Genomic DNA, 25,143 nt, shown 5'->3' with positions numbered 1-25,143 from the left:
GAATAAATATATGTACTAGCTTTCTTTAAAATACTACATATGTTCTACGGCTAAAATTCATATTTTATTTGATAAATTATCTTAATAAATAATAGAATACCACATTTTACACAAATAAAAAAGAGTTGCAAGGCAACTCTTTAGTCAATTATACCATTTCATCACTTATAATCTTTCCGTCACATATATTAATAATTCTGTTAGTGCTGCTGGCGATATTGATATCGTGCGTAACAAGAACAACCGTTTTACCCTGATTATTAATTTCTCTTAAAATATTAATGACTTCTTGTCCGGTGCTCTGGTCTAATGCACCAGTCGGTTCATCAGCAAGAATAATATCTGCATTAGTTACAAGTGCGCGTGCTATTGCCACGCGCTGTTGCTGTCCTCCCGACATTTTCTTTGGCAATTTATCTTTTTCTTCCACAATATTCAACTTTTTCAATTGTTCATTAATTATTCTTTTTCTATCTTTTCGTCTTATATTGTTAGCCAGCAGCGGCAGCTCAATATTCTCATAAGCTGTATAATAATCCATTAATGCAAAATGTTGAAATACAAATCCTATATTCTTCTTTCTAAATCTATGTATGTCCAATTTATTCAATCGTGACACTTCTATGTCATCAACATAATAACTTCCGTCTGTAACACTATCCATACAGCCTATTATGTTAAGAAGTGTACTTTTACCACTCCCTGATGGTCCCATAATAGCTACAAACTCCCCATTATCTATAGTTAATGATACCTCATCTAACGCTTTTTTATTTTCAACCTTTGCATCATATATTTTTGTTATTTTATCTAATCTTATCATATGCCTGCCCCCTATATATATCTACAACTGGATATATCATCGCAATAACAAGTGTTATCAGAAATAAACCAACTGCTAATAATATTAATTTGACACTCCACAATCCCATACCCTGAATTGTTGAATACCTTATAAAGCTATATAACACATATCCTACAAAATACATTATTACAGTAATTATCATTAGCAGTAACAGATTAACTGCGATATCGGCTATCATTCTTATATTACTAAATCCAAATACACGTTTTATTGCAAGCTCTTTCTTTCTCTGTACCGTCCAGAATATTGATATAATTATGCTGTTAATAAGGCAAAAAGTATATACCATAACATTAGTTTTAATATTTTCTTTCTGAAGAGTTTCACTCACTGTGCTTTCGCCCGTATCTTTCTTGCTATATGACACTATATTACAGGTATTATCAACATTGACTACATTTGAATATACTTTATTATAAATTTCCATAATATCTTCCTTATTACTATATACTGTCAAAGATATATTAGACAGTGAACTAAATGACTGCTTAAGACTATCACTCATACAATCTATATTAAGTACAATCTTATAGTCCCAATAATCAGATACCGGACTTCCTATAACACCTACAACCTCATATTCCTCCTGACCAAGTGTTATATAATCCTTGCCATCCCTATTATATACATATCTGTATTTATCACGTCCTAATGCCACACAATTTCTGCCATTATCCGTTTCTTTATCGGGTATATGTCCTCTAATCATAGGATAAGGGGTTGACTCATTAACTGCCAAAAGCACTTCACAACGGTTCGTACTTCCAATTTGTGCCACTTCTACCGACATACGTCCTTGTGCTAACACATTTCCTACATCTACATTTACTGCCGCATATGATAATATATCTTTCTTTGCAAATGTATCTATATTCAGCTCTATCCTATTCTTAGCCAGAGCCTTAAGCCTGTCATTTTCTTTTGCATAAGCTTTATTAATCGTATTAAGCACTCCAAATATTGCTGTTAAAATAACAAGCTGACTTAATATGAAATATATCGAAACAAGCCTGTATCTGAATATTTTATTAAATATTTTTCTCATTCAAATGCCCCCTGAATATGCTGTTCAATAACTTCTCCACCGCTAATCTTATATTTTGAAAACCTCTGTCACTAACCTACTGATTTAACAGCTTTCACCATCAATCTGCACACCCGGTATTTTCTATAATTAATCTACTGGTTTGATAACTTCTGCCACTTTCATTCGTGATATTATAAACATAGGCACAATACCAGCTATAACAGTAACAATCACAAGTTCTGCCAGATACATTATTGGAACAGCGACACAATGACTAAACCAGTCACCATATTTAATCATATCCAGCTCTGAAATGTTATTCATAAATACTTTTCCAAATATATTTTTCTGACATATAAGCCATATAATTATTTCTGGAATTAACACTACAAAGACATTTTCCATATAATTAATTGCCATAATACTTCGCTTGCTAACTCCACAAGCAACCATAATTCCCATATGTTGTCTATTCAAAATACACGAAACTATTGCCGCAGAAGACATTGATATTAATGCAAGCAGAAACAGCAAAACTTCTGCACTAAATGAGCTGTCCGCTGTTATATTTCTTAATTCTTTTTCATTTGCTATTTCCTCTGCCTCATTAATCACACTTACTCCAAGATTACGCTCTGCCGCCCATTCAACAATGTCCATCTTAAGTTTATCTGCCACTGCCTCATCATCAACTATATAATATGGTGTATCCGGCATACCTCCTATATTATCAAAATATTCATAATTGGGAGTTATCACAACAATCGTATTATCAAGATTATATGAGTCTATATCACTAACACCGCCAAATAACTTTCCCTTTAAAGGCCACGATGCTCCCTTTTTTAAATAACCTGCAATCTCGCAACTTGATTTCTCATTTTCCTCATAATAATTAAATTGAATTCCTGTTTTATACTCATTCCTATAACTATAGCCCACATATGCCATATTCTCACTACCATTTTTTTTGCTTTTCAGATTATCGTTATCCAACAGCAGATTACCCATATTAGCAATATCTTTTTCTATAACAAGTGTCTTTACAAGTTCACCATTAAGTATCATTTTATTGTTATTAAATCTTCCACAAGCAACAACACCTTGATAATTACGAATATATTGTATAAGCTCATCACCTATCTGAGGAGTATATTCAGGACTCATTAGATTAAGATATTTTACATAGTTAACCTTATCCGGATTTACCGCAAACATCGAACTCATTGAATTAATTCTATACTGATTAGAAAAATATCTTGTTGCTATAACATCAGTCATATATATAGATATTGAACTCATAGCAAGAAGCAGTATAATCATTATCTTTTTTTGAAAAATATCATCAAGCATAAGCTTTAATATATATCTAATTCTCATATTTCTCACTCCCCTATGAACTGCCCTATATGTTCCTGTTTCCACACCTGATACTTTTCATTATCAGATATATTGTAGCAATTATCACCATTCATAAGGTAAGCAAACCCTGTTGTTTTAGATACTTTTAACACAAGTAAAAACTGACCACAATCATTCTCCTCTGCCATCTTCTTATAATCTATATAAAATATACTTGTATCTGTTATATATTTTTCTCCTAAATATACACAACTTACAAAATCTTCATTTGGACAGTCTTTCACCAAAAAATCCTTATATGCTCTTCCATCGCATTTAGTTATATCGCCAAACCTCTGCTCTATCAGATTATTAGGTATTCCGTACACTTGCAGTTTCATCTCTGGATATTCGGGATATAAATCTTTATACAACGCAAAAGTTATACATCCCACATCATATATACCCAATTTGTTAATTCCATTATTAGCTGTTAATGAAAAGGTTTCTTTAATCTGCTTTTCCTGTGTTGGATATACCTCTTCATCAGCATTATATCCCAACATTGGATTGCTCACATATATAAATTGACATCCATAACTCTTTAATGTTGCTGTCTTTGTGCCATCTGGACGATTATATCCAGAATATTCATATGAAAATACAAATTTAGCGTCATCTTCACAATCAAATACCCCAGCAACTTTGGGACTAATTAATGGAGTATATTTCCACACCATTCCATTATCTGTCTTTAACTCATTTACCCAAAATCCACTATCTATAATCCTATCGTCACTGTTGTCTGATGAATTCTTTTCGCTCTCAATATCAGATACATCTTTACCCAATGTATTATTTTCCGTTATTGTTACACTTGGCTTATCTAATTCTATATCTGCCTCTGTATTATGAGATGATGTTGTTCCTGTTCCACAACCAGCACTTATCGTCATTACCAGAAGCAGTAATATAATATATACTTTTTTCATAAGCTCCACCCCCTCCCTTATATAGGTATAACTTAGCTTCAATACATTATTTATTGAAGCTAAGTCATATTTTCATTTAATTACCAGCAAGAAGATAATTCGACTCTATCTCTTGCTTCCCCTGAACTTGTTCTGTGCAAACGATGTATACTATAATAATCTTCTGCCCAATCCCAGCCAGTATTTTCGTGTACCGACCCCTGTACCACTCCTGACCAATAATCGGACTCTTGTCCATCCTGATATGTTGTACGCAAATACAAAGAAGCATATTCCCCACTCCTATCATTAATAGTTCCGGCATCGCAACACTTTATGCCTCCTGAACTTGTCGCATTATTATAAGCGTGTCCATCTTCCATATCATAACTTTCTGCAAATACTGGAATTGTTCCAATTACCCCTAATGCAACTACAACTGCAACTGCATTTCTAACTAACTTGTTCTTAACCATTCTAATACCTCCAATTTCTATAAATTTAGTTACACCTATCCCTCATCATAACCTAAAATAGGCAAGTTACAATTGATTGCACATGCAATTGTGCAATACCCTTCTACATTTCTATTTCTTTATTCACCCCTCTCATAGCATTTTGATATATAATAGCAATATTTAGGAATTCCCCATTAATTGCATTATATCTGTATCTCGTATAAAAGAATACAATTCCCAATATACTATCACTAGCCTCTAACTAGATATGACAATACGGTATAAACATTTCACCCCTAATACATCACCTTATAACATTTGAAAATGTATCCTTATACACAGTTTTATCTATCGCATTAACAAATATAATTTCGTTCTTTGATGCATTTTCTCCTATAACAGATGGTATTTCAATAACAATCACCCAATATGGAGCTATCTCATATCTGGTATTGTAATCTATGCCATCGCCACCTGTTACCTGAGGTATATATTGTAATTCTGCCCGAATAATATTCTGTTCTGACACATAATCATACTTTGTCATTGCAATATTTACAGCAGTATCATAACTTATAACTTTATCCTTAACATCTTCCTTTGTAATAAAATCATATTGATAAGATGTATCAAGATAGATAAGTCCCTGCTTTCCATATATAACTTTAACCTGTGTTGGTACACCACTCTTTAAAATATTATCAAATGCCACATCTGACATTGTCTGGTTATCAAGCTTTCTTTTAAATATCATACAATAACATTCATCATCTTTAGTCCAATCGTCTAATTCACTTGTCAATTGTAATTTAGCTTTAACTTTCTTTTGACTATCAACATCTATAACATATATATCTGGCTCATCGCATACTTCAATTTCTAATTCTGCAAGAATATTACTAACATCTGCCAAACAATCTTCCTTTGATAAATCATCAAGTTCATCTAACTGATACCAGCTTTCATCACTCATCTTAATTCCATATTGTGTTGGAATATAATATTCATATTTAAGCTGCGTATATGATGCACTCCTGTACCCTATATCACTGCCGCTAATACAGTATCCACCATCACTGTATTTATATATGTATCTTAATATATTGTCTTCTTTGTCTTTTATCTCTCTGCAATTTACTATTGATGTATCATCTTTTCTAAATAATTCTGCATTATTATCTGCTTCTTCTTTATCAACTGCTCTGCGAACAGCCTGACTTATATACCATTGGTCTTCGTTACCTACATCATAAAGCTCATCAGGTATCTGATTATCCATAACTTCCTCTGGTGTAATATTATCTTTCTCTGTTATCAAGCTCTTATTATTATCACTTTGATACTTTGCCATATTGATTGTAGAATTTGGCAAAAATAAACCTGCTGATAAACTTATTAATAATACATCTGCTATTAATGTTAATTTCTTCATAAGCTGCTCCTTTTCCGACTCATCTTCCGTCTTGTTATTATCTCTCAACTAATCTATTATCTTCCGTTTCTCACACACATTGCTTCTATGTCCCAAAATTATCACATTATTTTACTTCATACAACCCTATTTGCAAAAAACGACTATAGCAGACAAAAAACGACTATATTTACTATTACATTTTATTAGAATAATTTAACCACAAAAAAATCAGATATATATAGTCATCTATAATGACCAATATATATCTGATATTAAATACCACTATTTCATTATCAAGTAATATTCTCGCTTAAACTTTTAACCGCTAATTATTTTCTTTAAATTCCAGTATTCTCTTCTTAACTTCTTTATATCGTGATTTCGGAACTCCCAAATCTATGCCATTCTTTAGGTACACACGATAACTGCTGATGTTATTAACATACATCATATTAACTATATAGCTTTGATGTACCCTTAAAAGATACTTATATTCCTTTAATTCATTCTCTATGTCATCAAGCTTGCTCTTGACAACATAATCACCAAATTCCTTACCGTGTATATGATATGTAACTTTATGACCACTGCTTTCTATATAGATAATCTTACTGACATCAACCTCTTTACTGCCAGAGTCACAACTGATAATTCTCTTATCAGAATTAATGTAATTCAGCTTATATAATACTGCATTCATACATTCATAGATTGAACCCTTTAAATCCATACTATCCTTCAATACACATCTGAACACATCATACTTATAACCCTGTATATTATAATCTGACATTAAGGTTATAGATATTATTATAACTCTATCCGAATACATTCTTATCCATTCAGCTACTTTAATATTATCTATTCCTGTCATATTAATATCCAGAAATACTATGTCGTAATTCACTATCTTATCTTTTAAACCAATCAGCTCACTGCCCGAACTGTACATATCTATACTATATTGCAATTTATTCTCATTAAGATATTCTTCTAAAAGCCCACTTATATTCTTTACGAACATCTCCTCATTATCACATATAGCTATATTCATCACAATCTACCCCTGTCTATCTATTCTACTCTGCTTTTATATTGTGTGAAATTATGTTCATAACAATACGAATATTTAATTATATAGGTATAATTTATCACGTCATTAATTCAATAACAATATACCTTACAAAAAAAGACTATAAGAAACAAAAAAAGACTATTTACATCTAAAATATCTATAGCTTAAGTTTTGCTTATTGCAGTCCGACATAATAACGCCAGTTTGTATTCTCATACATATCACAAAATGCTGAAATTCCTGCCATCTTCTGCTTAAGTTCATTGACCTTTTCTTCCCCAAGCTCTCTCCTCTCATCAGCTGAAAATGTATACTGCCATCCATTCTCGCCATACTGTGAAAGCATATCATAGCTTGTGTTAAACTCACCCAGACCAAGCTTTTCGTCCAAATACACTAAAGCAGCATTATAATCTGCCTTAAACTGCGCAAGTGCCTTATCCCTGTCCTTATATATCTGTACGCCATATATATTGTATGCACGCTCATATACATCGTTGTTATCCAGCTTCTTGTACGCACTTTCATCTACCTTCCTTACAGGTATCAATGGTGCTACAAATACAGCTATTATGCCGACTGCCACTACTATCGCTGCCACAATCGATACAACCTTTAAAACATTGCTATTACCGCTCTTAGCTTTCCCCATAAAAATCCTCCTTTTCATTGATGACATCAACATCTCCTGAAAGTTCTATTCTTCAATAACCGTTCTATTAATAACCGTCCTATTCTTTTGTAAATGAATAAAACTCACAGCCTTTATAATCTAGTACTCCTTTATCTCCTTCTTTAATATTATCAAATGTCTTCTCATCTACATCAAGTTCAACATCTTTCCCATTGACATCAAAGTACAATCTATAAGCTATTCCCTTATTAGATGTGCTTCCATACCCCGGTGCTGGTCTGTTAGAGCCTAACGATGTGTTATATGCCTTTACTTCTCGGTATGCTTCTTTGACTTTGGATATCAGAACTGCATTTTCATTCTTTCTCTTAGCTATAAGCTTCTGATATACAATGTACTTATATACCGAACGAAGTATCCATAATACAAATATTATCGCTGTAATATAGCATACAATTCTAAGCCATAATGGAAATTCTATAACTCTCATATTATTAATTCTTTGTCCCGGACTTTGTATAACTGGCATACGCTGCACCTCCTATTCACTATATACAGTAGTATAGTTTATCTTTTGTATGCAACTCACGCTTTATAATGTTTTCTAACACTAATATAGCATTGTATTTATATTTGTGCAATAGGAAAATTAAAAACACCACCCATTAACTTCACGCTAATGAATGGTGTCTTTACATTTTATTAATATCTACATACACCGCCTACTGGTACATTTTCTGCCCTGCAAGCCCTGTACATATTATAATATATTAACTTTCTATACATCATGGTTCTTAACACCACGAAGTCGTGCCATAGCTCGCGCCATAGAGGCTGTCGATACGTGATATTCCATAATGCTCTGTTTCTGTGCAAGCTGTTCCCTCGCTCTTTCAAGCGCCGCCTCAGCTCTGAACTTATCTATTTCTTCAGGTCTTTCAGCCGAATACACTATTATATCAACTTTGTTGTGTTCAACTTTAAGAAGTCCTGTCGAAACTATAGCTTCCTGCCATACAGTTTCTCCTGGAACTCTGAATCTTAATTCTCCTGTTTCAACACTACAGGTCATAGGCTCGTGATTAGCCATAATAGCCATCTCTCCATCGAAACCATCAAATATAAGAATTTCACAAGGTCCATCGTAGAATACCTTATCGCAGGCTATTAATTTCAATGAAAATGTATTCAACCCATACCTCCTTGTTTTTTACGAAGTAAAAAATGCGACTGCCCTTGCAGGAGCAGAGGTATTTACCTCATTGTTTTTTACGAAGTAAAAATGCGACTGCCCTTGCAGGAGCCGAAGGTTTTACCTCATTGTTTATTACAAAGCAAAAACTACACTTCTACGACATAGAAAGCTGTCTGCTTTCCTGTCTTGTGAAGCAGATCCAGCTTTATCTACTTTAATGTTTCAGCCTTAGCCTTAACATCTTCAATAGTACCTACATTAAAGAATGCAGCTTCTGGATATTCGTCCATTTCACCATCAAGTATTGCCTTGAAGCCCTTAACAGTATCTTCAACCGGAACATATTTACCAGGTGTACCTGTAAAGTTCTCAGCTACATGGAAAGGCTGTGATAAGAATCTCTGGATTTTTCTTGCTCTGTATACAGTAAGCTTATCATCTTCTGAAAGTTCTTCCATACCAAGGATAGCAATGATATCCTGCAATTCCTTATACTTCTGTAAAACTTCCTGAACACGTCTTGCTACGTTGTAATGTTCCTCACCAACAACATCTGGTTCAAGAATTCTTGATGTTGACTCAAGTGGGTCAACGGCAGGATATATACCCTGTTCAACAATCTTTCTTGAAAGAACTGTAGTTGCATCCAAATGTGAGAATGTTGTTGCAGGAGCTGGGTCAGTAAGGTCATCGGCTGGTACATATACAGCCTGAACTGATGTGATAGAACCTCTTGTTGTTGAAGCAATTCTCTCCTGTAATTCACCTAAGTCAGTTGCAAGAGTTGGCTGGTAACCAACGGCTGATGGCATACGTCCAAGAAGTGCTGAAACCTCTGAACCAGCCTGAACGAAACGGAAAATGTTATCAATGAATAACAACACATCCTGCTTCTTAACATCTCTGAAATATTCAGCCATTGTAAGACCTGTCTCTGCAACTCTCATTCTTGCTCCAGGTGGTTCATTCATCTGACCAAATACCAAAGCTGTCTTATCAATAACTCCGGACTCTTTCATCTCTGTCCATAAGTCATTACCTTCACGGCTTCGCTCTCCTACACCTGTAAATATTGAATAACCACCACTCTCAGCAGCTATATTTCTGATAAGCTCCTGAATAAGAACTGTCTTACCAACACCAGCACCACCGAAAAGACCAATCTTACCACCTTTAGCGTATGGTGCAAGCAGATCAATAACCTTGATACCTGTCTGTAACATTTCTACAACAGGGCTCTGCTCTGCAAATGTTGGTGGATTTCTGTGTATACACCAGTGTTCTTCTTCATCTAATTTTTCTCCATTATCAAGGGTATCTCCAAGGACGTTAAAAAGTCTTCCCAGAGTCTTCTCACCCACAGGTACAGATATACCGCTTCCTGTAGCTGTTACCTCCATATCTTTACAAAGGCCCTCACTAGCTGCAAGCATAATACATCTTACAACGTTATTACCTATATGCTGTGATACCTCCATTGTCTTCTTTTTTCCATCCTGTATTACATAAAGTGCATCCTTGATTGCAGGAAGATAACTGCCCTCAAATTCGACATCGACTACAGGTCCTGAAACCTGTACTATCTTTCCTTTCATCTCTTCCACCTGAATTCACCTCTTTCTGCTATATCTTGCGGCTATTTTCCCGCCTTTGCTTTCTTCATCTTTTTCTTCTTAAGAGCCTTAGCACCACCTATAACCTCAGTAATCTCCTGTGTTATAGCTGCCTGACGAAGTCTGTTATACTCAATTGATAATTCCTTAAGCATAGCTTCTGCATTATCTGTAGCTGCCTGCATAGCAACCATTCGTGCATTTTCTTCTGTCGCAAAGCCCTCAACAAGTGCTCCATATATGAATCCTGTTACATAATTGTATGCAAGATCATTAAGAACAACCTTTGGTGACGGATATATTACAAAATAATCATCTGAGCCTTCAAAATCTTCAAGAGTACCATTACTTTTACCCTTTTTTACATTATCAACTAACTCTTCCTTAATGAACTGATTGGTCTTAAGAGGAAGTAACTGTTCAACCTCGACCTCTTCTTTCATTCCTCGTTCCATTCGTGTATACACAATATACACCTCGTCCATTTCTTCCTCTTTATAACGCTCAACTATGTCTTCTGTTATAACTCTGGCTCTGTGAACTGATGGATTATTAGCTGAAAATCTGAATGACTCCTCAACATTATAACCAAGTGAAGTAAAATACTGTCTGCCAGTTTCTCCTATTGCAAATATCTTGTATTCCTGTGACTCATCGCACAATCTCTTGGCTTCCTTTAATACATTATGGTTATATGCACCAGCCATTCCTTTATCACCACTTATGACGATAAATGCTTTTTTCTTTATCTGCTCGTGCATATCACTATTTCTATTATCAAAGAAAAGATGCTGCATAGTAGGAAAATGATACAAAATACTCTTTATCTGATCCTGCAATCCATAGAAGTAAGGCTCTGTATCCTCAAGCTTCTGTCTGGCTTTTCTAAGTTTAACTGAGGACATCATATACATAGCTTTGGTGATTTTCATTGTATCATGAATACTATTTATTCTGCTTTGAATTTCTTTAGTATTCGCCATAGCTTATCCTCCATTTCCACACATTTTTATTAATATTACTTATTCTTAAATTCCTTAGCAGCCTCTATAATTGCTTCCTTAGTCTCATCTGTGAGATCTTTAGTGGACTCAATTGTATTAATAATATCTGAATGTTGTTCTTTAAAGAATGTAAGCATTTCTTTTCTAAATGTCTTAATATCCGCAAGTTCAACATCACTAAAAATATGTGCATTAGCTGAAACTAATATAATAACCTGTTCAGCCATACTGAATGGGTGGCTAACCGGCTGTTTAAGAAGTTCCATAAGTGCACGTCCGTGCTGTAACTGATTCTTAGTACTTTCATCAAGATCTGATGAGAACTGTGTGAACACTTCCATCTCTCTGTACTGTGCCAGATCAATACGGATACTTCCTGCTGCCTTCTTCATAGCCTTAGTCTGTGCTGCACCACCAACACGGGATACAGAAAGACCTACGTTAACGGCTGGTCTTTGGCCTGAGAAGAATAACTCACTTTCAAGGAATATCTGACCATCTGTAATAGATATTACATTGGTTGGTATATATGCTGAAAGGTCGCCTGCCTGTGTCTCTATAATAGGAAGTGCTGTTATTGAACCACCACCTGCTTCTGGTGAAAGACGGCTTGATCTTTCAAGAAGTCTTGAATGAAGATAGAATACATCACCTGGGTAAGCTTCACGTCCTGGTGAACGCTCAAGCAGAAGTGATATTGCTCTATATGCAACCGCGTGCTTTGAAAGATCATCATATATAATAAGTACATCTTTGCCATTGTGCATAAAGTATTCAGCCATAGCTGTACCTGCATATGGGGCAATATACTGTAATGGTGCTGGATCTGCTGCTGTAGCTGATACAATAGTTGTATAATCCATAGCACCTGCTGTCTTTAATGTATTAACAAGCTTGGCTATTGTAGAAGCTTTCTGTCCAATAGCGACATATATACAGATAACGCCTTTACCCTTCTGGTTAATAATTGTATCTGTTGCGATAGCTGTCTTACCTGTCTGACGGTCACCAATAATAAGCTCTCTTTGTCCACGTCCTATAGGGAACATTGAATCAATAGAAAGAAGTCCAGTCTCCATAGGTACTGATACTGACTTACGCTCTGTAATACCAGGTGCTTCGCACTCCACTGGTCTGTAGCCATCTGCCTGGATATCACCCTTGTCATCAATAGGTGAACCAAGTGCATCAACAATTCTTCCAAGGAAACCTTCACCAACTGGAACACCAGCCATCTTTCCTGTACGGACAACCTTACTGCCCTCTTTAACTTCAATATCACTACCAAAAAGAATAACGCCGACTTCATCACGTCTGACATCCTGAACCATACCTTTTACACCGCTGTCGAATATAACGATTTCACCATAAAAAGCGTGGTCAATTCCATCAACATTGGCAATACCATCACCAACCCAGTTAACTACACCAATCTCTTTATCCTTAACTTCAAGCTGAAAATCTTCGATATTAGCTTCAAGGATTGAAAGAATACCTTTCTCACTTGCTGTAGCCGAGCCTGTGCCAACCGCCTTGGCAATACTGCTCTTTAACTGGTCAATACGTGCTTTCTCACTCCAGTCATACTCTTTAGAGCCAACCTTTAATACAAATCCACTCTTAAGAGATGGATCTTTAACCATCTCAAGCTTAATATCAGGATTATGGAATTCTTTCTCAATGAACTTCTTAATACCTGCAAGCTGCTCATCAGATGGCGCTTCAACATATGTAAGGACTGCTGAACTTTCCTTCTGTTCTGGTGTCTTTTCAAGTTCTGTTAAAGCTTTATATACTTCTTCAAATAAATTAACATCATTATTATCACATAAAAGCTGTAAGAAGTTTCTTACATTTTTAGAAAATACTTTCTGAATCACAAGATGCTTCTTTTCAAGTGATACCGTAGGATCATTAAGTTCTTCCTTAACCTGTGGTACAACATCAAATATATCTTTCACCGAAGATAATTCTTCGTGTGTCATTCCAGCTTTATGTAATTCTTTTGCATAATCAATTGCTGTCTGTATCACTATTTATCACCTGCTTTATTCAAAAATGTGTCATAAAGTGCTGCATTAGTATCGGCACTATTGCTTCCGACAACCTTAGCTGCTGCATCTACAACCATATCTGCAATTTCTTTTTCTGCTTTCTTTAATATCTGTTCTTTCTGGCTTATTGCCTCAGCCTCGGCGTCATCTTTAATCTGTGAAGCTGTCTTGTGTGCATCTGTTACGATACGCTGATATTCTTCATCAGCAGTCTTTCTCGCCTCAGCAACAACCTTTTTCTTCTCATTTTCAGCATCACTTAAAACTGCTTCATACTTAGTCTTAAGTTCTTCTGCTTCGCTCTGCTTAGCCGCAGCCTCGTCAAACTGCTTATCGGCCTCTGCCTGTCTTGCTGCAATAATCTTCTGAACTGGCTTATATAAGAATATTCTCATAAGCACAAAGAGAATTAAAAGGTTAATAACTGTAAATAAAACATTCCAAACATCTAACTGGAGCATCTTATTCCCTGCCTTTCCTTTAATCTTTTCTTGTTATCTTTATATTTGTCTGCCAAAGCAGGCTTTTATTATGCTTAAGCAAGCATAACGATAATCATAAGGGCGATAACGAAACCGTAAATAGCAGTAGCCTCTGCCAACGCACTACCAAGAATAAGTGTCTTTGTAATCTTACCTTCTGCCTCTGGCTGTCTTGCAACAGCTTCTGAAGCTCTACCAGTTGCTATACCAATACCAATACCTGCACCAAATGAACCTAATACGGCGATACCTGCGCCAATAGCTATAATTGTTCCACTCATAATCTTATCTCCTTTTTCTTAACATATACTCATATATAGGCTATCTGCCTACACAACAAGCTTTCTTAATTAATTATTCTGTAATCTCATCAATATACAATGATGTAAGGAATACAAATACGTATGCCTGAAGTAAACCATCAAATATATCGAAGTACAGACTGAACACAACCGGAAGTCCTACCGGAAGTATCATTTTCAGAAGCTCCATAATAACGAAAGCTCCTAATACATTACCGAAAAGTCGCATACAAAGTGAAAGTGGCTTTGTAACAACTTCGAGAATGTTAATTGGTGTTACGATTGCAACCGGCTCAACAAAGCCGTGTAACCAACGCTTAACACCCTTGTGATAGATACCAGCAGCTTCAATAAGAATAATACTCATAAGTGCCAGTGCTACCGTTACTCTTAAGTCCTTTGTTGGGGACTTAAATCCAAACAGTCCGATAATATTGGAAACACCAATATATAACATAACTGTTGTAAGATACGGCACATAAGCCTTACCCTTCTCGCCAACCATTCCTTGAACCATCTTCATAAGACCTGTAACTATGCTTTCAGCAACAGCCTGTCTTTTACTTATATGATCCACCTTAAGATTTCGGGTCAGTATAAATGAAACTACAACCAGGACTGCCATAATGATCCATGTGACCACAACTGCCTCAGATACTGGTATTCCACCCAAAATAGGAATCGTAAAGACGGTCTCACATTGAAGCTCTTCAATAAGATTCTGTGCTAAATCATTCAAAAAACCATCTCCTTATCCTTTCTTTTTCTCACTGCGAAGTTTATACCCATTTTATGGAAATGTAAAGCAAATAAATTAATTTTTAACAATCTTAACTTTTTAATCTTAACATATTATACAAATCTATGTATGTATATTAGTACATTAACTTGTTATCTCAATTAATTATGGATATGATAATTTTCTAATATTACATAAAAATATATGTATTATCTGACTTTATGATACAGCATTTATTATGTATAAAAGTTAGTACAATTAAGGAATATCAAGCAATACTGACCATCGGTCATTTATTTATTTTTTAATATTTTACATAGAATTCTTTATGTTTTATCATTTATAACATATATAAAAAATGTATGCAGACATACCATTATGTTATATAATAAGAAGAAAATACATTAAAAATACAATTGTATAGAGTAAAATGCACAAAAATTAAAAATTTATTAAAATATATAACTTATCGTTATTATCAAGGTGTATATGTAATATTTTTCACTATTTGTTATATATTTATTAATTAACTTGCACCTATAATTGGCAATTATAATTTCTAACAATGTAACTTATTATATTAAGAATTTTATTAATATTAAGGATTTTATTAAGAATATGAAACATTCATTGAACCCACAGCACAATACAACTGCCGGCTCACACCCTGTTAAATCATCAATACGCTGGCATAACATCAGAACATCTTCTTACTGGAACATTTTCAAATTATCAGCCTGTTTCTTCCTTATTATTATACTACTCTATTTTACCCATATTGGCTGTCCTATTAAATTCATAACAGGCATTTCCTGCCCAGCCTGCGGTATGACGAGAGCTGTGCTTGCAATTCTTCACGGTGATACACACGCTGCACTTAATTATCACCCTCTTGTCCTTACACTTCCAGTGCTATTAATAAGTGTTATCGTATATATAGTTAATACCAGACGTATTAAGCCTTCCGTCAGGTTAAGCCGCCTGTTGAATTGTATCTTTATATTATCTGCGGTGCTATTTATCGCCGTGTATGTACTACGAATGTTAAATACCACAGATACTATAGTCACATTAGCACCTTCACAATCAATATTGGTTAGATTATTCAGAAATATCTTCAAATAATTGTGAAAAGATTATCTATTCTTTTAATAAGCAATCACATATGCTAGAATATAACCAGAATATTAGTTGGCACTAACATTTCCTGCTGACTATATATTCTGGTTATTATTATATGGCGCACTAGCGCAGAAAGCAGGTATATATGGCATTACATGTTATGGATGAAGCCAATCGTTGTCTTCAATGCAAAGTTCCACAGTGTCAGAAAGGCTGCCCTATAAGCACCAACATTCCACTGGCAATTAAGTTACTCAAAGAGAACAAGCTTGATGAAGCAGGTAAAATGCTTTTTGAAAATAATCCTCTTACAACTGTATGCAGTCTTGTCTGTAACCACGAAAACCAATGCGAGGGGCATTGTGTTCTTGGACGTAAGGGAGCACCTGTACATTTTTCAACAATAGAGAATTATATCTCAACTACATATGCTAACAAAATGACAGAAGGTCCTAAGCCATCTAATGGTATGCGTGTAGCTATTATCGGTTCAGGTCCTGCTGGAATTACAATCGCTATTATCCTGGCAAGATATGGCTATCAGGTAACTATATTTGAGGGCAAGGACAAAATTGGCGGTGTCTTAAGATATGGTATTCCTGAATTTCGTCTTCCCAAATCAGTTCTTGACGATATCGAATACCGCCATCTTGAATTAAAGGGTATCAAGGTACGTCCTAATACTCTTATAGGAAGTGCAATAACTATTGAAGATTTATTCCGTGATGGTTATAAGTCTATATTCGTAGGAACTGGCGTATGGAATCCTAACACACTTCACATAAAGGGCGAGACATTTGGAAATGTCCACTTTGGAATTAACTATCTTAACAACCCCGACAGCTATAAGCTTGGAGAACGTGTAATCGTAATCGGTGCTGGTAATGCTGCTATGGACGTTGCAAGAACAGCGATAAGAAAAGGTGTCCGCAGGCTAACCTGCTTCTCTATCACTAAAGAAGTAGCTGCCAGCCAGTACGAATTCAGCTACGCCACTCTTGAAGGTGTTGAATTTGAATATAACAAACGACCAGTTGAGATTAAAGATAACGGCGTAATATTCAGAGATGTAATAGAAAATGAAGATGGCTCATTCACTGATGTAGATGGAAGCGACACATTATATGAATCAGACAGCGTTATTATCTCAATAAGCCAGGGACCAATGACAAGACTTGTCAACAGCACTAAAGGCTTAAATGCCAATAAACGTGGTCTTCTTGAAGCTGACGAAACAGGTCATACATCACGCCCGGGAATATTCGCATCTGGTGATGTCGTTAATGGGGCAAGAACTGTTGTAGAGGCTGTGGCACATAGTAAGATTGTTGCAGAATCTATGCATGAATATATGCAGTCGCTTAAAGATACTACAGACTAATACACATTGCTTCACGATAGTCATTCAATATATGACACTAATAAATGCTTTAGCTAAATAACAGTAATAACTAACAGACGACAGTAAATAAAATCGCGGTTATCATCAACGTCAGGCACGCTCTCGCTACTCTCGCACGCAGCGGATACTAAGGTGCTAAAATACAGCACCTAAGTACCGGCGTGCTCAAAGTACCTGACTTTTGATAATAACCGCGGTTTTCTTTGCAATCTGTTTTATAACAATATCCAATTAAATATTCTGGCGTAAGCCCCTGATACGAGCCGCCACTCAAGCCATATACCATCCGTTATGCCAACAGACCTATTTCACCTGCGTAACTGTTCCGTCATCTGCCACATTTGCATTAATACTCACCTTATTAAGAAGGCTGAATATTCTGCTTTTATCTTCTTCCTGTGTGCATATATGTGTCACACAGCCCTGTAATGTACCGTCCTGAACAGCTGGCACTACTGATACATCAATTTTATCACCATAATCATTGCCACTTATTCTGATATTAACGAGCATTGTATCAACATTATATTCATCGAACCAGAAATTACCAAGACTATAGAATATAGGTTTATCCTCATAATACTCTATACCCTGAAGGCAATGGCTGTGACCGCCGATGATAACATCTGCTCCTGCATCTATATATTCCCTTGCGCTAGACCTCTGAACGTCCTCAAGCACAGTTGTATGCTCAGTACCCCAGTGGACAACCGCAACTACATAATCTGCATTAGCTCTGGCCTCTTTAATCGTCTGGACAAATAACTCCGTATCATAACATCTGAGTATTCCTGGCGTAGTATCTGTAGCCTGTGGTGTCATCTTATACTTTTCAGCTCTTGAAGCTGCCACAATAGCTATCTTCTTACCGTCAACTTCTGTATAATATGGTTTCATTGCTTCTTCAAGCGTTCTTCCAGCTCCAACATACGGAATTCCAACTGCTTCTAAAGCAGAAAATGTATCATACATTGCCTCCTGTCCATAATCATATACGTGATTATTAGCAAGCTGTGCAACATCTACTCCAAGTGCATTAAGCACCTTTGCTCTCTCTGGACCAGCTCTGAATGTCCACATTTTATTAGCAAGAGGTGCACCTCTGTCACTGTAGCAGAATTCGTTATTAACCAATGTAATATCTGCATCTTTCATATACTTTATAAGCTCTGGCGATATACATTTAGTAATATCTCCGTTATTCTTATCAAGTTCTTTAGTTGTCGGCTCACCCTCCGCAATGTTAATATCACCTGTAAACGTCATTGTTATGTCAAACGGGTGTGTATCAACTGTTGTTTCTTCCCGTGTTGAAACCTCGCTTGTATCTAATACATCATTATTGCTTACACCTGATGATTTCCCACACCCCGATACAAACAACACACTTATAATGACAGCTATAATAACAGCTGATTTCTTTTTTAAAGCATTTTTCACTATGCTCTTTCTCATTATATAGTATTCTCCATTCCTGACCTATATGTATTCTGTTCTCGTTCAATCATTCATAAATAATTATTGATTATTATCAATTATTGATTATTCACAATTACTTATTACTATCAATCATTTATTCTTAACAATTATTTATTCTTAGAGTTCTTTGAATCCTTATGTTCACTGACTGATTCGTCCATAACGCCTCCTGCCGCAAGCAGTGCTTTAGCTCTCTCAAAGGAATCCATATGAACTAAAATATCACATTTGGCATTCTTATCATTATTAAGAAATCTAAGAAGTCCTGTATGTAACTTCCATCTTTCAAAATATGAAATATTGTTCTTTCTAAGAACCTTCTCTATCTTCTTACATTCTTCCATTGATACATCAGAACGAATTACTCTTTCCATTGTTGAAACTTCACTCATCGCATAACACCTCTTTTATTATAGTTTCAATTCACTTTTTCAGACTAAATTTTATCACATAAGAATCAAAAAATCTATAAAAAAATAAAACTGCCACTTTATGTTAATCATAAAGCGGCAGTTTTTGTTACTATATATTAGGTTAACCGGATAAACTTTTTAATTATCTTGATAATCCTTTTCTCTTCTTCTCATAGAAGAATACACCTGCAAGTGCCATAACACTCATAATCATTAAGATTACATATACTACTGAGTTAGTTGTATCACCTGTTGCTGTGCTCTCACCTGTTTCTGGATTACCAGCTGCTGGCTCACTTGTAGATGGATTATCTATAACCTCTCCAGAGCCTTCAGTCTTAGCATCACTATAGATGATTGCATATGTTGAGAACTTATCTGACTTAAATGTAAGTTTACCTGTTGCTGCATCAAATGCTGTATCAAGGATAGTTGTTTCACCATCGTGTACTCTCACAATCTTATAAGTTCTTGTTACTGTAGAATCTGTATTAATAAGATTTTCTGGAAGAGCAATTGTAAATTCAATCTTCTTATCTGTAGATGTTATTGTTCTCTTATCGTTACCAACTGATAATATAATGCTTATATCGAAATATGAACCAACTACATAATTACCAGATATAATACCTTCTACTGCATTCTTATCTTTAGCAGTTACGCTGTCAGCAATATTCTTAACATCAACTTCAATCTTTACATCAGCACCATTAGCAATTGCCTCTTTTTCTGCTTCTGTAAACTCTATGTCATCAGTATCTACTACAACACTTACGATGTCTTTCATATCACCTGAAGCAACTGTATCTGGTGTAAGCTTGGCAATTGAAGTAACATCTACCTTCTCAGCACAGCCTTCGTGTTTACAATGACGAGACTTAGAACCTTCTTCTAATACTGTAGGTGCTTTATCAACTGTAAATTCATCGCTGAAATCATGTCCTAAAGCATCTATTTCCCTTGTCTGTTCAGCATCACACTTAGTACATAATCTGTGTTCAACACCCTTTTCTGTACATGTTGGTGCTGTCTTAACTGTCCACTCACCCCATACATGCTCTTCTGGTCTACCCTCTACGAACTGGAGGAAATCACCTAAGATGACTTTGCCATCCTTTTCTTCTGGCATTGCTTCAATGCCACCATTAACGATATCCTTGAAATTGCTAAGGTTCTTGAAATCTTCTGCTGTAAGCTTTGCACCTTCACTATTAACTGACTCGCCATTCTTGTTAATAAAGAAACTTTCGAGTGAATAGTAACGGCTGATTACATCTTCCTTTGCTTCCTTATCTGTCTTATTAAGTAATGCCTTACCTTCTGCATCTACAATTTCCTTGTATGTATCATCTGAGTAAGACTTAACATTCTCTACTGTAAACTGAGGTTCATCACCTGTATATACATGTAATTCTAAGTTAGAACCACCATTATTATAACCTACTAAGTTAACATAAGTTCCCATAGGATCTGAGTTGTTAGTAAATCCATTAGCTGTATTACCAAATGAGTAGCTGTTATATATCTTGTGATTAACTGCTATACCAGAACCACCCATCTTAAATCCATTACCATCACCCTTTGAGTCATGTAATGCACCATTGTAATATAACATACCATTACCGTAGCATACGCTGTCATAGATTTCTACTGCTCCAATTGCTCCTGTTGCGCCCTTAGAGAAGAGATCCCATCCATCATCAGCGTTGTATGCTGCTATACAACCCTTAAATACATTGCCTTCACCACAAGTAAGCTTAGCAGCGAAACCATCTGCATTGTTCTGTGACTTATCACTATTATTATATGCGTTACAATTAATTATCTGGTTGTATGAAGGCCAATCTGCCTTATTATTAGAACCATCAGTTCTTGATACTGAAAGTCCTGAATTAGAGTGACCATAGAAATCACAATTCTCTACAATGTTGTGGCTGCCACCAAGTCTAACACCGCCGCCATTGCCGAACTTCATACCACTTACATACCAGTAATCACCTGATAAATCAAATGTATTAGATACGAACTTACTATCTACAAAGCTTCCGCCAAAATCAAATACTACATCTTCTGTATTATCTGGTGCTGCCATAAAATATTTCATTCCATCTTCACCAGTACCATCATTGCCATGCCATACACCTGTAGTCTTCTTAAGATTGTATGTACCACCAAGTGCATATACAGCCTGACCAGCCTGACAATATGTTAATGCTGTCTGAACATCTAATGGATCTTCCTTAGTACCTGCTGCTGATGAAGTACCTGTTGGAGAACAATATATAGCTTCCTTAACTGGAGCAATTATTCTACGGTTAACTGTTGCATTCATTACAACTGGAGCTGATGATGTTATATTCTGTGTTGCATCTGGTTCAAAGTATGCCTGAAATCTGTTATCACCAACAATTAATGTTGTATCAAATGTATATGTTCCTTTTTCTACTAACTTCTGGCTTTCAATTGTCTTGCCATTCTGCTTAATTGTAAGAAGTCCCTTAGTATTAACAGATACACCATATGTATAGCTTTCTGATGAAGTCTGACTAAGTGTTGTCTGTGATACACCTGGTTTTGTAGCTGCTGGCTTGTCAAATGTCTGTGGAGCATCTGCTGCTCTGTCTGTTACATTAAGTACAACTGATGATGTATCAACTGTAATCTTAGCACCTCTTGCTGCAAAGAAACCAAGATACATATTATTTTCATCTATTGTTGAGAATGTATCTGCTGGTAAGTAATAGAAGATATTCTCTAACTCACCACCTGGATTAGTCTCACCCGTTACTTCACTTGTAACACTTGAACCTTCTACATATTTGCCTGTTGCTATATCCTTCATCCAGGCATATATACCTGAATTGTCTTTCTTTAATCTTAATTCATATGTCTGTGGTTTATCTTCTGTAATCTGATACTTTAACGATTTACCAATCTTGCTAAATCTTGTAATATTATGTCTATTAGATGCATCTCCATCTGTAACACCATATCTACCGAATACATTTACCTGTCCATAATATCCACCAACTGCAATTGAATTAGAGTAGTAGATTGATGAATCACCATCTGTACCGTTAGAATCTCTTACCATAATACCAAAACCTTCCTGATTATCAGGAGCTGTCTTTGTAATAAAGTAATTAACTGTTACGTTAGCTGTTATATCAAAGTTATCATTCTTAGCATCTAACTTTGTATAATAATAAGCTATACCATCCTGTCCATCATCTGTACACTTACCTTTTCCTTCTGGTGCTTCAATTATAACTGAACCTTCAGTAGCAGTATTTATTGTCATTGCCTTTTTGTCGATAGACTGACCAAATATAATTGAATTCCAAGTAAGATCTTCAAACTTAAATTCTTTCTTATCTCTTACTGTTGCCTGAATTGTTGTTTCAAGCGCCTTTCCATCTACTGTTGCAGAAATCTTAATATCATATGTTCCTGTTTCATCTTTCTTGTATGCTGATGAATCAACCTTAACATCTGATTCAGCGACTTTCTCTTCTCGTCCACTATCATATACAGCAACTACTTCAAGTCCGTCTGCACTAAAGTCAGCACCCTTAACGTATGTAGTAGTTGTTGGATATACATCTACTTTAAGTGAATGTACTGTAGGTTTAACAACTTCAAGTGTATATTCAGCCTTAGCACCATTGTATTCTACTACATATGTGTACTCGCCTGCCTTAGTTGTATCAAGTTCAGCAGCCTTAGCCTTTACATAAGCCTTAACTGAATCTGTACCCTGAATAACCTTAGCTGAACCATCTGAATAATCAGCTGTTATTGTAAGACCTTCTACATAAGCATCTGCATCATATTCTGTGTCTGTATAAAATCTTGTTGTGTTAGGTGATGTTATTGTAATATTCTTAACTGTTGCATCTGATACGCTTATAGGAATAACAACTTCCTTTGTAACATCACCATATGTATGGCTTACTGTTACTTCTTTGTTTCCAGCAGTTGTGAAATCAACATCACTTACTTTTGTATTAGTATCATTACTATCAATAAGTGTCTTTAAATCGAAGGTTCTACCACTATTATATACAACTTTACCTACTAATCCTGTAAAATCAAGAGCTGTATCAGTTACCATATAATCTGTCTTAACTGGCATATATTCAATATACATATCAGATACTACTTCTTTGATAACTGTTATTGGCACTTCTATTGTCTGTCCAAGATATAAAAGATTAAGCTTTCCAGCATCTGTAACTTCTGCAAATGGGTCATTGCTCATATCAACAACACAATCTGATGCTGTGATTTCTCTTTCTTTTCCATCAACTGATACTGTAGCCTTAAAGCCTGTCAAATCAACATCTTCATATGTATTACCAGCACAGTATGTTGTCTTCTTAGGTGCTGTAACATTTGTTGTTACCTTTACTGATGAGCTGTCCTGTGTGTAAGCTAACTTAACATTATTAAATGTAACCTTAGCATTTCTTGCAGCAAATAATCCAACATACATTGCATTATCTGTAATTAAATCATCTGCTGAACACTCTGCAGCAACTTCACCATTAAAATAAAGTTTAACACTATCTCCAACCTTCTGAATAGCAAGGTCGTATGTTCCACCTACTTCTGGTGATTCACCTAATCTTGTATGTGCCAATGCTGTTGTCTTATATCCAGCATTACCATGTCCACTTGCTGCCTGATTACCATATCCACCAACAAATGCAAAATTATTCTTATCTGCTGTTAACTTTGCAGTATTTCCATGTGCTCCCACATTATCTCTAATTGTTAAACCAAAGGCTGCCTGAGCATTTGCTGCTAATGTATCAACCTTAGCCTGTGCTGTGATTGTAAAATCATAAGATTTATCAAGTTCATACAAGAATGTATTTAATCCCTGATCACTAGCTGAACCATTAATCTTACCTTTATCACCTGTTACTTCTAATGTAACTCCTCCATTTCCTGTATCTGTAGCAAATGCCTTTGTCACATCTGTACTGCTACCAAATACATTCCAGGTCCATCCTTTCCAAGTTCCGTCTTCGACTGTCTTTCCACCTTCAAAAGTAGTTTTTGAAGCTGCATTAGCTTTTGTCATAAGACTATTAACCGGAATAAGGCTTACAACCATTAAGAAAGCTAATACAGAAGCGACAATCTTCCTAACTTCTTTTTTAATCCTCATAACTAGGATTCCTCCTTCTTCATTAATACGCACTTTTAATCAGATACGAAAAAGGCTTGCACATAGTAATATAGAATACAGCTTTCATTCACTATATTAGTCACTATGCACTAAACCTTTATCCAATACCTCAAAAGTTGAGTTAATATTAGCACAACCAACTTGGTGGGTCAAGATGCCCATTGGGTATTTTTTATATTTTCGGCGGTATATACAGTTTTATTTTAGATAATTTGTACAAAAGTAATGAAAATTGTATGAAAAACCTCTTAAATTTTAATTGTATACCGGTACGACTGAATTCAAAAGCTCTTTTGCAGTTATCTACATATACTTTATGTGCGTTTTTATAACCAAGCAAATAGTATTATCACATT

General features: G+C 35.4%; 21 protein-coding genes. 2 read left to right on the top strand and 19 right to left on the bottom strand.

The genetic code is table 11. The features are described 5' to 3' along the window. Positions 1–148 precede the first annotated feature (148 nt). The 16 genes from WMO14_RS11475 to WMO14_RS11400 form a co-directional block, all read right to left on the bottom strand. Positions 149–823 carry an ABC transporter ATP-binding protein gene (locus WMO14_RS11475; RefSeq protein WP_055177496.1) on the bottom strand — a complete coding sequence of 225 codons (675 nt, stop codon included), beginning with the start codon at positions 821–823 and terminating at the stop codon, positions 149–151. Further along, positions 807–1,910 (bottom strand): ABC transporter permease family protein, encoded by a 1,104-nt coding sequence (locus WMO14_RS11470; RefSeq protein ID WP_055177493.1) that lies wholly within the window; start codon positions 1,908–1,910, stop codon positions 807–809. The genes WMO14_RS11475 and WMO14_RS11470 overlap by 17 nt, the downstream gene beginning before the upstream one ends. A 129-nt stretch (positions 1,911–2,039) precedes the next feature. Then, a complete protein-coding gene (locus WMO14_RS11465; protein WP_055177489.1) occupies positions 2,040–3,272 on the bottom strand; it encodes an ABC transporter permease family protein in 1,233 nt (410 codons plus the stop codon). Positions 3,273–3,277: 5 nt separating this feature from the next. Beyond that, positions 3,278–4,225: a hypothetical protein gene (locus WMO14_RS11460; protein WP_055177486.1), complete on the bottom strand. Its 948-nt coding sequence runs from the start codon at positions 4,223–4,225 to the stop codon at positions 3,278–3,280. An 80-nt stretch (positions 4,226–4,305) separates the two neighbouring features. Beyond that, on the bottom strand, positions 4,306–4,680 hold the full coding sequence (locus WMO14_RS11455; RefSeq protein WP_055177484.1) for a hypothetical protein: 375 nt from the start codon (positions 4,678–4,680) through the stop codon (positions 4,306–4,308). A gap of 286 nt (positions 4,681–4,966) precedes the next feature. Further along, positions 4,967–6,094: a hypothetical protein gene (locus WMO14_RS11450; protein ID WP_156333771.1), complete on the bottom strand. Its 1,128-nt coding sequence runs from the start codon at positions 6,092–6,094 to the stop codon at positions 4,967–4,969. A gap of 307 nt (positions 6,095–6,401) precedes the next feature. Beyond that, complete coding sequence (locus WMO14_RS11445; RefSeq protein WP_055177477.1) at positions 6,402–7,130, bottom strand: LytR/AlgR family response regulator transcription factor; 729 nt, start codon at positions 7,128–7,130, stop codon at positions 6,402–6,404. Positions 7,131–7,326: 196 nt separating this feature from the next. Further along, entirely contained in the window at positions 7,327–7,803 is a 477-nt protein-coding gene (locus WMO14_RS11440) for a hypothetical protein (protein WP_055306962.1), read from the bottom strand. Between the two features lie 79 nt (positions 7,804–7,882). Continuing rightward, positions 7,883–8,314 carry a DUF2500 family protein gene (locus WMO14_RS11435; RefSeq protein WP_055306963.1) on the bottom strand — a complete coding sequence of 144 codons (432 nt, stop codon included), beginning with the start codon at positions 8,312–8,314 and terminating at the stop codon, positions 7,883–7,885. Positions 8,315–8,563: 249 nt separating this feature from the next. After that, positions 8,564–8,977, bottom strand: a complete 414-nt coding sequence (atpC, locus tag WMO14_RS11430; protein ID WP_022502494.1) for an ATP synthase F1 subunit epsilon — start codon at positions 8,975–8,977, stop codon at positions 8,564–8,566. A gap of 212 nt (positions 8,978–9,189) precedes the next feature. Next, on the bottom strand, positions 9,190–10,575 hold the full coding sequence (gene atpD, locus WMO14_RS11425) for a F0F1 ATP synthase subunit beta (RefSeq protein ID WP_022502495.1): 1,386 nt from the start codon (positions 10,573–10,575) through the stop codon (positions 9,190–9,192). A 41-nt stretch (positions 10,576–10,616) separates the two neighbouring features. After that, on the bottom strand, positions 10,617–11,576 hold the full coding sequence (gene atpG, locus WMO14_RS11420; protein ID WP_022502496.1) for an ATP synthase F1 subunit gamma: 960 nt from the start codon (positions 11,574–11,576) through the stop codon (positions 10,617–10,619). Between the two features lie 35 nt (positions 11,577–11,611). Beyond that, positions 11,612–13,630, bottom strand: a complete 2,019-nt coding sequence (gene atpA / locus WMO14_RS11415; RefSeq protein WP_022502497.1) for a F0F1 ATP synthase subunit alpha — start codon at positions 13,628–13,630, stop codon at positions 11,612–11,614. Continuing rightward, entirely contained in the window at positions 13,630–14,112 is a 483-nt protein-coding gene (locus WMO14_RS11410) for a F0F1 ATP synthase subunit B (RefSeq protein ID WP_022502498.1), read from the bottom strand. The genes atpA and WMO14_RS11410 overlap by 1 nt, the downstream gene beginning before the upstream one ends. Before the next feature lie 74 nt (positions 14,113–14,186). Further along, the gene (gene atpE / locus WMO14_RS11405; protein WP_022502499.1) at positions 14,187–14,414 is read right to left on the bottom strand and encodes an ATP synthase F0 subunit C; all 228 of its coding nucleotides are present in this window, start codon (positions 14,412–14,414) and stop codon (positions 14,187–14,189) included. 73 nt (positions 14,415–14,487) lie between these two features. Continuing rightward, on the bottom strand, positions 14,488–15,174 hold the full coding sequence (locus tag WMO14_RS11400) for a F0F1 ATP synthase subunit A (RefSeq protein WP_022502500.1): 687 nt from the start codon (positions 15,172–15,174) through the stop codon (positions 14,488–14,490). Positions 15,175–15,792: 618 nt separating this feature from the next. On the opposite strand from WMO14_RS11400, the gene WMO14_RS11395 reads away from it, so the two are divergent. Further along, complete coding sequence (locus WMO14_RS11395; RefSeq protein ID WP_022502501.1) at positions 15,793–16,299, top strand: DUF2752 domain-containing protein; 507 nt, start codon at positions 15,793–15,795, stop codon at positions 16,297–16,299. Between the two features lie 142 nt (positions 16,300–16,441). Beyond that, positions 16,442–17,677, top strand: coding sequence for an NAD(P)-dependent oxidoreductase (locus WMO14_RS11390; RefSeq protein ID WP_022502502.1), 1,236 nt, complete (start codon positions 16,442–16,444; stop codon positions 17,675–17,677). A gap of 324 nt (positions 17,678–18,001) precedes the next feature. On the opposite strand, the gene WMO14_RS11385 is transcribed toward WMO14_RS11390, so the two are convergent. The 3 genes from WMO14_RS11385 to WMO14_RS11375 form a co-directional block, all read right to left on the bottom strand. After that, complete coding sequence (locus WMO14_RS11385) at positions 18,002–19,153, bottom strand: CapA family protein (RefSeq protein ID WP_055177456.1); 1,152 nt, start codon at positions 19,151–19,153, stop codon at positions 18,002–18,004. Positions 19,154–19,284: 131 nt separating this feature from the next. Beyond that, complete coding sequence (locus WMO14_RS11380) at positions 19,285–19,569, bottom strand: hypothetical protein (RefSeq protein ID WP_022502504.1); 285 nt, start codon at positions 19,567–19,569, stop codon at positions 19,285–19,287. 163 nt (positions 19,570–19,732) lie between these two features. Continuing rightward, a complete protein-coding gene (locus tag WMO14_RS11375; RefSeq protein WP_349153859.1) occupies positions 19,733–24,766 on the bottom strand; it encodes a right-handed parallel beta-helix repeat-containing protein in 5,034 nt (1,677 codons plus the stop codon). Positions 24,767–25,143: the final 377 nt, after the last annotated feature.

The sequence above is a fragment of the Lachnospira rogosae (ex Hitch et al. 2025) genome (assembly GCF_040096455.1).
In the GTDB taxonomy this organism is placed as follows: domain Bacteria; phylum Bacillota; class Clostridia; order Lachnospirales; family Lachnospiraceae; genus Lachnospira; species Lachnospira rogosae.
Note: the sequence above shows the minus strand (reverse complement) of the source record. Positions and strands in the feature narration are given on the sequence as shown.